This is a genomic window from Streptomyces taklimakanensis (assembly GCF_009709575.1).
Taxonomy (GTDB): Bacteria; Actinomycetota; Actinomycetes; order Streptomycetales; family Streptomycetaceae; genus Streptomyces; species Streptomyces taklimakanensis.
In genome coordinates this window covers 4,464,995-4,477,583 of sequence record NZ_WIXO01000001.1, presented here as the reverse complement: position 1 = coordinate 4,477,583, position 12,589 = coordinate 4,464,995, and the positions used below count along the sequence as shown (strand labels likewise).

At 71.7% G+C, this 12,589-nt stretch carries 14 protein-coding genes; 7 read left to right on the top strand and 7 right to left on the bottom strand.

Annotation, left to right across the window (positions count from 1 at the left end; all coding sequences use genetic code 11):
* Position 1: 1 nt before the first annotated feature.
* Positions 2-769 (bottom strand): response regulator transcription factor, encoded by a 768-nt coding sequence (locus tag F0L17_RS19860; protein WP_155072112.1) that lies wholly within the window; start codon positions 767-769, stop codon positions 2-4.
* Between the two features lie 296 nt (positions 770-1,065).
* Between F0L17_RS19860 and F0L17_RS19855 the strand changes: the two genes are divergently transcribed.
* The 7 genes from F0L17_RS19855 (at position 1,066) to F0L17_RS19825 (ending at position 8,331) form a co-directional block, all read left to right on the top strand.
* A complete protein-coding gene (locus F0L17_RS19855) occupies positions 1,066-1,842 on the top strand; it encodes an amino acid ABC transporter ATP-binding protein (RefSeq protein ID WP_155072111.1) in 777 nt (258 codons plus the stop codon).
* 47 nt (positions 1,843-1,889) lie between these two features.
* A complete protein-coding gene (locus F0L17_RS19850) occupies positions 1,890-2,717 on the top strand; it encodes a glutamate ABC transporter substrate-binding protein (RefSeq protein WP_202917898.1) in 828 nt (275 codons plus the stop codon).
* Positions 2,718-2,816: 99 nt separating this feature from the next.
* The gene (locus F0L17_RS19845; protein ID WP_162466461.1) at positions 2,817-3,494 is read left to right on the top strand and encodes an ABC transporter permease subunit; all 678 of its coding nucleotides are present in this window, start codon (positions 2,817-2,819) and stop codon (positions 3,492-3,494) included.
* The gene (locus F0L17_RS19840; RefSeq protein WP_155072109.1) at positions 3,491-4,402 is read left to right on the top strand and encodes an amino acid ABC transporter permease; all 912 of its coding nucleotides are present in this window, start codon (positions 3,491-3,493) and stop codon (positions 4,400-4,402) included. Before F0L17_RS19845 ends, F0L17_RS19840 begins: the two co-directional genes overlap by 4 nt.
* A 178-nt stretch (positions 4,403-4,580) precedes the next feature.
* Positions 4,581-6,146: an FAD-dependent monooxygenase gene (locus F0L17_RS19835; RefSeq protein WP_162466460.1), complete on the top strand. Its 1,566-nt coding sequence runs from the start codon at positions 4,581-4,583 to the stop codon at positions 6,144-6,146.
* 140 nt (positions 6,147-6,286) lie between these two features.
* Positions 6,287-6,973 carry a winged helix-turn-helix domain-containing protein gene (locus tag F0L17_RS19830; RefSeq protein WP_155072108.1) on the top strand — a complete coding sequence of 229 codons (687 nt, stop codon included), beginning with the start codon at positions 6,287-6,289 and terminating at the stop codon, positions 6,971-6,973.
* On the top strand, positions 6,970-8,331 hold the full coding sequence (locus F0L17_RS19825) for an MFS transporter (RefSeq protein ID WP_155072107.1): 1,362 nt from the start codon (positions 6,970-6,972) through the stop codon (positions 8,329-8,331). Before F0L17_RS19830 ends, F0L17_RS19825 begins: the two co-directional genes overlap by 4 nt.
* Before the next feature lie 54 nt (positions 8,332-8,385).
* Here the strand turns inward: F0L17_RS19825 and recX are convergent, their stop codons facing one another.
* From recX to F0L17_RS19795, 6 genes are all read right to left on the bottom strand, one after another.
* Positions 8,386-8,916, bottom strand: coding sequence for a recombination regulator RecX (gene recX, locus F0L17_RS19820; RefSeq protein WP_155072106.1), 531 nt, complete (start codon positions 8,914-8,916; stop codon positions 8,386-8,388).
* Between the two features lie 4 nt (positions 8,917-8,920).
* Entirely contained in the window at positions 8,921-10,048 is a 1,128-nt protein-coding gene (gene recA / locus F0L17_RS19815) for a recombinase RecA (RefSeq protein WP_155072105.1), read from the bottom strand.
* Between the two features lie 218 nt (positions 10,049-10,266).
* Positions 10,267-10,461: a DUF3046 domain-containing protein gene (locus F0L17_RS19810; RefSeq protein ID WP_155072104.1), complete on the bottom strand. Its 195-nt coding sequence runs from the start codon at positions 10,459-10,461 to the stop codon at positions 10,267-10,269.
* 75 nt (positions 10,462-10,536) lie between these two features.
* Entirely contained in the window at positions 10,537-10,845 is a 309-nt protein-coding gene (locus tag F0L17_RS19805) for an AzlD domain-containing protein (protein WP_162466459.1), read from the bottom strand.
* A complete protein-coding gene (locus F0L17_RS19800) occupies positions 10,842-11,657 on the bottom strand; it encodes an AzlC family ABC transporter permease (protein ID WP_420802477.1) in 816 nt (271 codons plus the stop codon). Before F0L17_RS19800 ends, F0L17_RS19805 begins: the two co-directional genes overlap by 4 nt.
* Positions 11,658-11,678: 21 nt before the next feature.
* Positions 11,679-12,539, bottom strand: a complete 861-nt coding sequence (locus F0L17_RS19795) for an AraC family transcriptional regulator (RefSeq protein ID WP_155072103.1) — start codon at positions 12,537-12,539, stop codon at positions 11,679-11,681.
* Between the last annotated feature and the right edge of the window lie 50 nt (positions 12,540-12,589).

Sequence of the window (12,589 nt, the reverse complement as noted above, 5' to 3'; positions counted from 1 at the left end):
CTCAGTCGGCGGGAGCGGTGAGCCGGTAGCCCACGCCCCGCACCGTCTCGATCAGGGTGGGCAGGCGCAGCTTGGAGCGGAGTGAGGCGATGTGCACCTCCAGGGTGCGGCCGGTGCCCTCCCAACTGGTGCGCCAGACCTCGCTGATGATCTGCTCGCGGCGGAAGACGACGCCGGGACGCCGGGCGAGCAGCGCGAGCAGGTCGAACTCCTTGCGGGTGAGGGGGACGCCCTCGCCCCGCACCGTCACACGGCGGGTGTCGGTCTCGATGGTCAGCGGTCCCAGGAGCATCCGCTCGGGGGCCGCTCCGGCCGTCCCGGCGCCGCCGTGGCCACCGCCGTGGCCACCACCGTGACCGCCGCCGTGACCTCCGTCGGCCCCGGTGGGCGCGGTGGTGGCGGCGGTGCGGCGGCTGACGGCGTGGATGCGGGCGAGGAGTTCCGCGGTGTCGTACGGCTTGACCACGTAGTCGTCGGCCCCGAGGTTGAGCCCGTGGACCCGGGAACGCACGTCGGACCGGGCCGTGACCATGATCACCGGTGTGGTGGTCAGCCGGCGGATGCGGCCGCACACCTCGAAGCCGTCGGTGTCGGGCAGACCGAGGTCGAGCAGCACCACCCCGAAGGGCGGCGCCGCGCCGTCCGGCAGCAGGCACCGCAGGGCCTCCTCGCCGCCGCGGGCGTGCACCACCTCGAAACCGTGCCGGGTGAGCACGGCCGACAGCGCCGCGGCCACGCGGTCGTCGTCCTCGACGAGCAGCAGCCTCATCGGACCTCTTCTCCTCCCCCGACGCTCGACGAGTTCTCTCGCGGCTCTCCCTGCGTCTCTCCTCGTGTCGGCTCCTCGATCGAGGCCATCCACGCCGATCCGGACCGGTACGTCAAGGTCCCGGTCGTGGCAAACCCCCACGTTATGCAGCTGATACGCCGTTCGCCGCACCGTTCGAGCCATATGCCCGTTTGCTGCTGAATCGTTATGCTCAAGTTCAGCTCAGATGTGCTGACGCTGCTCAGGGGTCGTCACTAAGGTCCCCTCAACCGACGAGGACGGAGCGAATGACGCCGATGAGCAACGTATCGGTGACCAAGGACGCCGCACCGACGGCGGAGAACCTGGTCGTCCTGGAGAACGTCAACAAGCACTTCGGTGCCCTGCACGTCCTCCAGGACATCGACCTGACCATTGCGCGTGGCGAGGTCGTCGTCGTCATCGGGCCCTCGGGATCCGGCAAGTCCACGCTGTGCCGCACCATCAACCGCCTGGAGACGATCGACTCCGGAACCATCCTGATCGACGGCAAGCCGCTGCCGGCCGAGGGCAAGGAGCTGGCCCGGCTGCGCGCCGACGTCGGCATGGTCTTCCAGTCCTTCAACCTCTTCGCGCACAAGACGGTGTTGGAGAACGTGATGTTGGGCCAGCTCAAGGTCCGCCGCGCCGACAAGAAGGCGGCGGAGGAGAAGGCCCGCTCCCTCCTGGACCGGGTCGGGGTGGCCAGCCAGGCCGACAAGTACCCCGCCCAGCTCTCCGGCGGTCAGCAGCAGCGCGTGGCCATCGCCCGCGCGTTGGCGATGGACCCGAAGGTGATGCTCTTCGACGAGCCCACCTCCGCCCTCGACCCGGAGATGATCAACGAGGTCCTGGAGGTCATGCAGCAGCTCGCGCAGGGCGGCATGACGATGGTCGTGGTCACCCACGAGATGGGCTTCGCCCGCTCCGCCGCGAACCGGGTCGTCTTCATGGCCGACGGGCGGATCGTCGAGGAGGCCACGCCCGACCAGTTCTTCAGCAACCCGCGCAGCGACCGCGCCAAGGACTTCCTGTCGAAGATCCTCCACCACTGAGCTCGGCTCAGCGGAACCCGTACAACTCGACCCCAGGGATGTTCACCATGACCCTCCGCAAGGCCGGCTTCGCGGCCGCCACCGCACTCGTCCTCTCCCTGACCGCCACGGCCTGCGGGGGCGACAGCGGCGCGGGCGACGACAAGATCAACATCGGCATCAAGTTCGACCAGCCGGGGCTGGGCCTGAAGACCCAGGACGGCGAGTACACCGGCTTCGACGTGGACGTGGCCACGTACGTCGCCAAGGAGCTGGGCTACGACGAGAAGGACATCGTCTGGAAGCAGGCCCCCAGCGCCGAGCGCGAGAACATGATCGCCAACGGCGACGTGAAGTTCATCGTCGCCACCTACACGATCAACGACGAGCGCAAGCAGCGGGTGGACTTCGCCGGCCCGTACTTCCTCGCCCACCAGGACCTGCTGGTGAGGGCCGACGACGACACCGTCCGGACCGAGGACGACCTCAACAGCAGCGAGATGAAGCTCTGCTCGGTCACCGGCTCCACCTCGGCGCAGAACGTCAACAAGAAGTTCGCCCCGAAGGCCAACCTGATCAACTACGGCGGTTACTCGGAGTGCCTGACCGGCCTGGAGAACAAGGCCGTCGACGCCCTGACCACCGACGACTCCATCCTGGCCGGCTACGCCGCGCAGGAGGAGCACCAGGGCAAGTTCAAGCTCGCCGGCCTCAACCTCAGCGACGAGCCCTACGGCATCGGTCTGAAGAAGGGCGACACCGAACTGCGGAAGCAGATCAACGACGCCCTGAAGAAGATGGTCGACGAGGGCGCCTGGGAGGAGGCCGCGAAGAAGCACTTCGGCCCGGCCGACTACGAGTACGAGCCCGCCCCGGAGATCACCGAGACGAACTGACGCCGTCCGCGGTGTGCCGCCGTCCGCGGGGGGCGGCACACCGCACCTCCGACGGTGTCCGACGAGACGCCATCCGACGAGGCGAGAGCGCGGGAGAACGTGTTCGACTTTCTTGATTCCGGGCAGTACGACGTGCTCGGAGCCTTCTGGGTGACGGTGCAGCTCACCGTTTATTCGGCGATCGGCTCCCTGGTGTGGGGAACGATCCTGGCCGCCATGCGGGTCAGCCCGGTGCCGCTGATGCGCGCCTTCGGCACCGCCTACGTCAATGTCGTGCGGAACACCCCGTTGACGGTCATCATCCTGGCCGCCTCGCTGGGCCTGTTCCAGACGCTGGGCATCACGCTGGCCGGTGGCGGCGACTTCGAGGTGATCGGCTTCCGGCTGGCCGTGCTCGGACTGGTCGCCTACCACGCCACCTTCGTCTGTGAGGCGCTGCGCTCCGGCATCAACACCGTGCCCGTCGGACAGGCCGAGGCGGCCCGCGCCATGGGGCTGAGCTTCCTCCAGGTGCTGTCCCTCGTCGTCCTGCCCCAGGCGTTCCGCTCGGTGGTGGCGCCGCTGGCGAACGTCCTGATCGCCCTGACCAAGAACACCACGGTGGCGGCCGCCATCGGGGTGGCGGAGGCCGCGGCGCTGATGAAGACGATGATCGAGTACGAGAGCGACGCCATCTTCCTGGTCTCCGCGATGTTCGCCTTCGGATTCGTTGTCCTGACACTCCCGACCGGCATGCTGCTGGGCTGGGTCAGCAAGCGCGTGGCGGTGAAGCGATGAGCAACCTCTCCGTTCTGTACGACGCCCCGGGCCCGCGGGCCAAGGCGCGCAACATCGTCTACTCCGTGGTCTTCGTGGTTCTCCTCGCCCTCGTCCTGTGGTGGGTGCTGGCCACCATGGCCGACAAGAACCAGCTCGACCGGGCGAAGTGGGAGCCGTTCGTCGCCGACTCCCGGGTGTGGACGACGTATCTGATCCCCGGCCTGCTCAACACCCTCAAGGCGGCGGCCCTGTCCATCGTCATCGCGCTCCCGCTGGGCGCGCTGTTCGGTGTGGCGCGGCTCTCCGACCACCAGTGGGTCCGTGGTCCCGCCGGCGCCGTGGTGGAGTTCTTCCGCGCCATCCCGGTGCTGTTGATGATGTTCTTCGCCAACGCGGCATACGCGCAGTTCACCGACCTCCCCTCCGAGGTGCGCCCGCTGTACGCCGTGGTGACGGGCCTGGTGCTGTACAACGCCTCGGTCATCGCCGAGATCGTCCGGGCCGGCATCCTCTCGCTGCCCTCGGGCCAGACCGACGCGGCCAAGGCGATCGGCATGCGCAAGGGCCAGACCATGGTCTACGTCTTGCTGCCGCAGGCGGTCACCGCGATGCTCCCGGCCCTGGTCAGCCAGCTCGTGGTGATCGTCAAGGACACGGCGCTGGGCGGCGCGCTCCTGAACTACCCCGAGCTGCTGAGCCAGGTCCGTCTGATCACCGCCAACTACGGCGCCAACACCATCGCCGCCTTCACGGTGATCGCGCTGCTCTTCGTGCTGCTGAACTACCTGCTCACCAGCCTCGCGAGCTGGGTGGAGGGTCGGATCCGGCGCGGCAAGCGGTCCGCCGGGGCCGTGCTGCACGCCGACACCAACACGGAGATGGAGTTCGACGAGCCCCACGTGGAGGCCCCTGCCCGCAAGGGATAGCGGCCGCACACCGTACCCCCCGTCCACTGCCTGTGCCCCCGTCGCTTGACGGGGGCACAGGCAGTGGGTTGCATACATCTGTGATCACGTTCCGGGCCGCCTCTTCCTCGCCGACTCCCCCGCCCCCCACGCTCCCCACCGTCCGTGAGAACCGCGGGAAGTGCGAGGTCCGCCCGTCGTGGATCCGGTGATCGTCGTCGGCGCGGGACCGGTCGGACTCGCGCTGTCGCTGGCGCTCGCGCGCCACGGCGTTTCGTCGGTGGTGCTCGACGGGGGCGACGGCCGGGTCGAACAGCGTGCGGCCCGAACCTGCGTCCTGCACCCCGACACGGCGGCGTACGTCTCGCTGTTGGGCGGCGCCCGGTGGGCCGCCTGGCGCACCGAACGGCGGCGGCAGGTCGTGCGACGGACGGAGTTGGACGCCTCGACCTCACCGGTGCACATCCAGCAGTACGCGTTGGAACGGAGTCTGCGGGCCACGCTGGAACGCGAGCCGCTGGCCAGGGTCGTCACCGGAGCCCGCCTGGACGAGTTGGAGCAGGACGCGCACGGGGTCCTCGCGCACACCCGCGGCCCGAACGGCGCCCGGTGGCGCGGCGGCTACCTGGTGGGATGTGACGGCGCCCGCTCCACCGTGCGCAAACTGCTGGGGATCCGCTTCCCCGGGCGCACCTCGGTCGAGCGGCACGCGGTGGCGGCGCTCCGCCTCGAACTGCCGTGGGACGGCGAGGCGCTGCTCCACCACGACCTTCCGGGGGTGGCCGAAGAGGTGGTGGCGCGCCCCCTGCCCAACGGCGTGTGGCGACTGGACTGGTTGCTTCCGCCGCGCGGCGACCTGGTCACGCCCGACGAACTGCTCGCCCGGATACGCGGCACACTCTCCGCCTGGTGCGGCGAGGTACCGCCGTACGAACTGCTGGACACCGGCGTGCACACCGCGCACCAGCGGTTGGCGCGGCACTGGCGCTCGGGACGCGCCTTCCTGGCCGGAGACGCGGCGCACCTGCTGGGGGCGCTGGGCACCCGGTCCGTCGACGAGGGGCTGCGGGACGCCGCCAACCTCGCCTGGAAGCTGGCGCTGTGCCTGCGCCGCCGGGCACCGGACGAGCTGCTGGACACCTACGAGACCGAGCGCCGCGGCTCGGTCGGCGCCCGACTGCGCGCCCTGGACCAGGCGTTGCCGCTGGTGCGCGGGGGCGGGGGGTTGCGCGCCCTGCTGCCCGGCGGCTCCCGGGGGCGGCTGGAGCTGCTGACGGACGGACATCTGGGGCGGGGCGCGCTGGGCGCCCCGCCCGACTACGGGCGCTCGCCGCTGACGCCGGGCGGGGAGGTGGCGCCCGGCGCGGTCACGGTGGCGACGGACGTGGGCGCGCCCACGCCGAACGTACCCGTCACGGCGTTGGACGGCTCCCGGGGACTGCTGTGGGAGCGGCTCGGACGGGATCTGCTGGTGCTGCTGGTGGCACCGGGCACCCGGGTGTGGGACAGCCGCCACTGGCTGACGGCCGGGCTGATGCCGGAGCTGGCCACCGTGATGGAACGGCTGCCGATGTCCGCGGAGTTGCTGGTGACCGAGGAGTTCCCGGGAGCGACGGCCCACACCGTCGTGCTGGTCCGTCCGGACGGACACCTGGTGGCCGCGCTGCCGGGCGCCCGGACCGGTGACCTGCGCGCCTGTGTGGAGGCGGTGCGCGGTGCCCTCTTGGCCGCCGGGGACCCCGTCGGCGCGACGGACCGCGACTGAGCCCGCGCCGCGTTCTCCCGGCCGGCCCGGCGGATTCCGCCTCCTCGGCCGGCCTCGCACGCACGCCCGCCACTCACATCACCAAGGAAATTCTGCAAAAATAGTTTTGCCTTTCTGTCGTGGCGCCCTACCCTCCCGCCATGACCGAGGAACAGGACCACCCACACCAGGACCGCGTGCTCGATCCCGAACGGGACGCCGCGGCGCTGAAGGCGCTCACCCATCCCCTGCGCGTCCGCCTGCTCGGGTTGTTGCGGGAGGACGGCCCGGCGACCGCGACCGAGCTCGCCGCCCGCACCGACGAATCCTCCGCCTCCACCAGCTACCACCTGCGGGTGCTGGCCAAGTACGCGTTCGTCGCCGAGGCCGAGCACCGGGACGGACGGGAGCGCCGCTGGCGCGCGGTGGACTCCCTCACTTCCTGGGACAACGCCGCCATGCACGCCTCCCCCGGCGGCCGGGCCTCCATCGGCGCCCTCCGGAGGGTCCAGCTCGACCATCTGGAACTCTCCCTGCGCCGCCACGAGGAGGGTCTCGCCTCCGGACGGCTGGGACCGCAGTGGGTGGAGCCGTCCGGCATCAGCGACCTGCTCCTCCGGCTGACCCCGGAGTCACTCGCCGAACTGCAGGAGACCGTTCACCGGAAGGCCGACGAGCTGGCGGCCCGGGACGAACGCGATCCGCGCGCCGAGAAGGTCGTGTTCCTGTGGGCCGGACTGCCGTTGGCACCGGACGGCACCCTCGGCGCCGAAGCGCCCGACACCGACACCGACACCGGCGAGCGGGGCGACGACCGCGACGGCCGCCGCTCGGACGGTGCGCGATGACCTCGACCCCGGACCCCGGGACCGCGCGGCGTCGCTTCGCCACCGTCACCTTCTTGTTCTGGCTCCCCGTCGGCCTCTACCTGCCCGCACAGGTCCTGCTGTTGGGCGAGCGCGGCATGAGCCTGGCCACCGTCGCCGGACTCTTCGCCGTGCACTCCCTGACCGTCACCGTGCTGGAACTCCCCACCGGCGGCCTGTCCGACGTCGTCGGCCGCCGCGCCGTGCTGGTCGCCGCGGGAGTGCTCAACACGGCGGCTCTGGTCCTGCTGGCGCTGGGCACCGCCGTGTGGGTCCTCGCCCTGGCCATGGTCATGATGGGCACGGGCCGTGCGCTGTCCAGCGGTCCCGCCGAGGCCTGGTACGTCGACACCGTGCAGGCTCACTCCGGGCCCGACGCGGAGTTGCGCACCGGACTGGCACGAGGTGGTACCGCGTCCGCCGCGGCCCTGGCCGTGGGCACCCTGTGCGGCGGCGGACTGCCCTGGCTGCTGGGGCTCGGGCCGGACGTGGGTGCCCGACTGAGTGGCGCCACCTCCGGACTGGTGCCGCCGCTGTCGGTGCCGGCGCTGTTGGGCGCGGCCGTCGGGGTGGTCTTCACGGTGTACGTCCTGACCGCCCTGCCGGAGCCGCCCCGTCCTCCGGCCGGTGTGCGGGGGATGCTGCGGGACGTACCGGACACCGTGCTGGGGGGCTTGCGGCTGGGGGTGGGGAGTTCCCTGGTCCGCCGGGTGCTGTTGAGCGCCGCCGCGGCGGGAACCGCCCTGGCCGCCATCGAACTGCTGGCACCGGGGCGCTCCGCCGATCTGACGGGCGCGCCCGAGTCGGGTGCGTTGCTCTTCGCCGCGCTCGCCTGCGCCGGATTCGTCTGTACCGCCCTGGGCAGCCACTGCGCCCCGCTGGTCGCCCGGCTGGCCGGCGGCGGCGAGCGGGGTGTCATGGTCGGCCTCGGCCTCGGTGCGACGGGCATGGTGCTGCTCGGGGCGACCGTGGTGTGGTCCGGTCCGGTCGCACTGTCCCTGGCGGCCACCGGCTACGCCCTGGTCTACCTCGGCCTCGGCACCGCAGGTCCCAACGAGAACGAGTTGCTGCACCATCGGGTCGACAGCGCGGGCCGCGCCACCGCGTTGTCCGTGCAGTCCCTGGCCCTACAACTGGCCGGCGCCCTCGCCGGTCTGGTGGCCGGTGCCCTGCCGCCCGGTCCGCTGCCCTGGTTGGCCGGCGGTACGGTCCTGCTGGCGGTCGCCCTGCTGTGGGCGCATGCCGCGGTGGTCGGGGCTCCGCCCCGCCGTCCGGGAACGCCCTCCTCGGAGGCACTCGACGGGGCCGGATCCGCACCGGCCCCGGTGATCGGCCCCTGACACGGTGGCGTTCCTCCCGGGATCCGCCCCGCGAACGCCGCGCCGGGGCCTGTTTCAGTCCGTGCCGTGGGGCAGGTACTCCTCCACGTCCTCCCCCTCCGCCTCCAGGGCTTCTCGAACCACCCGCAGGGCGAGCCCCTCGGAGTACCCCTTACGGGCGAGCATTCCGGCGAGCCTGCGCAGTCGCCTGTCACGGTCGAGCCCTCTGGTGGTTCGCAGCTTCCTCTCCACCAAGGCGCGGGCCGTCCGCTCCTCCTGCTCCGGGTCGAGGCGCTCCATGGCGTCGTCGATCAGCTCGGAGTCCACGCCCTTGTTCCGCAACTCCCGGGCGAGGGCCCGGCGGGCGAGGCCCCGACCGTGGTGACGGGACTCCACCCAGGCGTCGGCGAACGCCGCGTCGTCGATCAGTCCGACGTCCTCGAACCGGGACAGCACCGCCTCGGCGACGTCATCGGGGATGTCCCTCTTGCGCAGTGCGGTGGCGAGCTGCCCCCGGGTGCGGGGCGTTCCGGTGAGCAGGCGCAGGCAGATCGCCCGCGCCCGCTCCTCCGGATCGGACGGCCCCTCCTGCTGTCGTCCCGCCATGGGCTCAGCTCTTGGCAGCGGCGCTCTTGGCGGCCTTGGCCTTGGTCACCGGCGCGGGCACCGTCTTCGCCGCCGCGACCGTGATCGCGTCGGCGCCGGCGGCGTCCGTGCCCGGCTCCTCCTCGGGCGCCTCGGTCTTCGGACCGATGCCCAGCTTCTCCTTGATCTTCTTCTCGATCTCGTTGGCGAGGTCGGGATTGTCGCGCAGGAAGGTGCGGGCGTTCTCCTTGCCCTGACCCAGCTGATCGCCCTCGTAGGTGTACCAGGCACCGGACTTGCGGATGAAACCGTGCTCCACGCCCATGTCGATCAGCCCGCCCTCCCGGCTGATGCCGATCCCGTAGAGGATGTCGAACTCGGCCTGCTTGAAGGGCGGCGCGACCTTGTTCTTGACGACCTTGACACGGGTGCGGTTGCCGACCGCCTCGGTGCCGTCCTTGAGGGTCTCGATCCGGCGGATGTCCAGCCGCACCGAGGCGTAGAACTTCAGCGCCCGCCCACCGGTGGTGGTCTCCGGCGAGCCGAACATCACCCCGACCTTCTCGCGGAGCTGGTTGATGAAGATCGCGGTGGTCTTGGAGTGGCTGAGCGCGCCGGTGATCTTCCGCAGCGCCTGGCTCATCAGTCGGGCCTGCAGGCCGACGTGGGAGTCGCCCATCTCGCCCTCGATCTCCGCGCGCGGCACCAGGGCCGCCACGGAGTCGATCACGATCAGGTCCAGCGCGCCGGAGCGGATGAGCATGTCGGTGATCTCCAGCGCCTGCTCGCCGTTGTCCGGCTGGGACAGGATCAGGGAGTCCACGTCCACGCCCAGCCGCTTGGCGTACTCCGGGTCCAGCGCGTGCTCGGCGTCCACGAAGGCCACCGTGCCGCCCATCCGCTGGGCGTTGGCCACCGCGTGCAGGGTCAGGGTCGTCTTGCCGGAGGACTCCGGGCCGTAGACCTCGACGACCCGGCCGCGCGGCAGGCCGCCCACGCCCAGGGCCACGTCGAGGGCGGTCGACCCGGTGGGGATGACCTCGACGGGCTCGTTCGGCCGCTCGCCCAGGCGCATCACGGCGCCCTTGCCGAACTGCCTCTCGATCTGTGCGAGCGCGGCGTCGAGCGCCTTCTCGCGGTCGGTTCCTGCCATGGGTGCCACCCGGTTTGCTTGAGTCGATCGCTTCACATCAAAAGACGCTAGCGCCTGCCACTGACAATCGGGCCGGGCTCCGCCCCCGGGCGGTCCGGCTCCACCATAAGAATGCCTGTTCGATTTCCGTGTCAAGTTGTCACACAGCTCTGTGGAAAACGCGAGAACCGCAGGTCAGAGCGGTTTTTGAAGAAGCGTTCCAACCAGCGGTCCCCCGTTCACCTCAGCTCGGCGGGGACCTCGACGGCCGTACAGACCGCGCGCCACACGTCCTTCGCCTCCCACCCCGCCTCCAGGGCCTCGTGCACCGTTCGGCCACCCAGCTCGGACATCACGTGATCACGCGCGAAGGAGTCGGCGTACGCCTCACCGAAGTGAGCCGCCATTCGCTCCCAGAAGACCGTCAACCGCATGCCCCCAGTATCCGGCAGTCCCGCGGTTCCCGGACGTCCGACGGCCGTGGGCGTGACCTTGCCGTCCCGCCCCCGCTACCCCAGCGCCCGCGCCCCGGCCGTGACCAGGACCGCGACGGCCACCACCACCAGGAAGGGGGCGCGCAGCACCAGGGCGATCGCCGCCGCCCCGAGCCCCGCGGCACGGGCGTCGAGCACCAGAGCGCCGTCCTCGCCCCCGAAGGTCTGTTGCGCGGTCAACGCGGCCAACAGGGCCACGGGCAACAGGGCCGCCATCCGTCGCACCAGCGGACGCTCCAGCGCACCGGCCGGTACCGACAGCCCCAGGAGCTTGACGAGGTAGCAACCGACGACCGTCGCCCCAATGGCGATCCACACGCTCACCGCTCCCCCTTCCCCCGCGGTTCCCTCCCGCGCGGCTCCCTCCGGCTCAGCCTCCGCACCGCCAGGACCAGGGGCGCGGCCGATGCCGCCGCCAGTACCGGGACCCCCGCCGGCAGCACCGGCAGCAGTCCCAGGCCCAACAGCACCGCGAGCCCCGCCGTGGCACGCTCCACCGCCGTCCGCAACATGGGGGCGAGCAGGGCCAGGAAGACGGCCGGACCCGCCGCGTCCAGGCCCCAGGCGCCGGTGTCGCCCAGTGCCTCGGCACCCAGCGCCCCGAGCAGTGTGGTGAGGTTCCACAGCAGGTAGAGGGTCACACCGGTGACGGTGAACCCGATCCGCGCCGTGCGCCTGTCGCGCTGGGCGAGCGCGACGGCGGCGGTCTCGTCGATGACCCACTGGGCCGCCAGGGGCCGCACCGCGCGCGACAGGCCCAGCAGCCCGGACAGTCGCAACCCGTAGAAGGCGTTGCGGATACCGAGGAAGAAGGCCCCGGCGGCCGCGGTCAGCGGGGTGCCGCCCGCGGCGAGAGCACCGACCAGGGCGAACTGGGAGGCACCGGTGAAGACCAACAGGCTGAGCGCACAGGTCTGCGCGAGGGTGAGGCCGGCGCCCGCCGAGGTCACTCCGAAGGCGAAGCCGGAGAGACCGACGGCGACACCGACCCCCAGCGCGTCCCGGACGACGGCCCGGTCGTCGGCCCGGTCGTCGGCCCGGTCGTCGGGGACACCACCGCCCGGCCCCGTCGGTCCGGTCGTCGGTGGGGCCGTCGGCGGACCATCCGCCTCGGCCCCGATGCTCTGGGTTCGGATCCGTTCTGACACGGAACGACGCTAAGCGCGGACCGCCCCTCCGTTCTTGTACGTTCTTGCGCGTTCCCGCTGGTAGGCGCCAGGGGGCACGCCCACGACGCGGCGGAAGTGCCGCCCCAGGTGCGGCTGGTCGGCGAACCCCACGGCGACCGCCACCTCGGCGGGCGGCACCCCCTCCTCCAGCAGCGAACGGGCGCGGTGGACGCGGGCGCTGGTGAGCCAGGCGTGCGGCGGCATGCCGTACCGCTCGCGGAAGGCGCGCAGCAGTGAGAACGGGCCGGTCCCCAGCTCGGTGGCGAGCTCCTCCAAAGTGGGCGGGTCCGTCATGCGCTCCAGCAGGAGCTCGCGGGCGCGCGCCGCGTTGCGCGCGCCCGCCGTACGGACCGTGCGCGTGGGAAGCGGCCCCCCGTACAGGCGCAGCAGCCGGGTGACGGCGACCCTCAACAGGGTGTCGGCGGTCAGGGCGTCGCCCTGCTCGGCGGCCCGGTGCACCTCGGTGACCAGCCGCGTGGCCTCCGGATCGGACACGAGGGACTCGGCGAAGCCCACGGTGCCCCGCAGGGAGGTGGTCTCGGCCGCGATGGCGGCGACCGTGCGGACCGACGGGTAGAGCGTGGCGTAGGCCCAGCCCTCCGCCGCCCCGGCGCGCGCGGTGTGCGCCACCTCCGGGTTGATCATGACGACCGACCCCGCGCCCGCCCTCAGGACTCCCTGCGGCAGTCCGACCTCCTCCACTCCTCCGGTGACGGCCGCGATCACATAGCCGTCGTGGGCGTGCGGGGAGAAGGCGTGCCGGACGTACCGGGCACGCAGCAGGTCGGTGTCCGGCAGCCGGTCGTACCGCCAGTGCCGTGCCCACTCCCGCGTGCCCATACCGCCCATTGTGCGCGGTCCCGGGACGGCCGGCGGCCGGCCCGGACGACGCTGTCGGT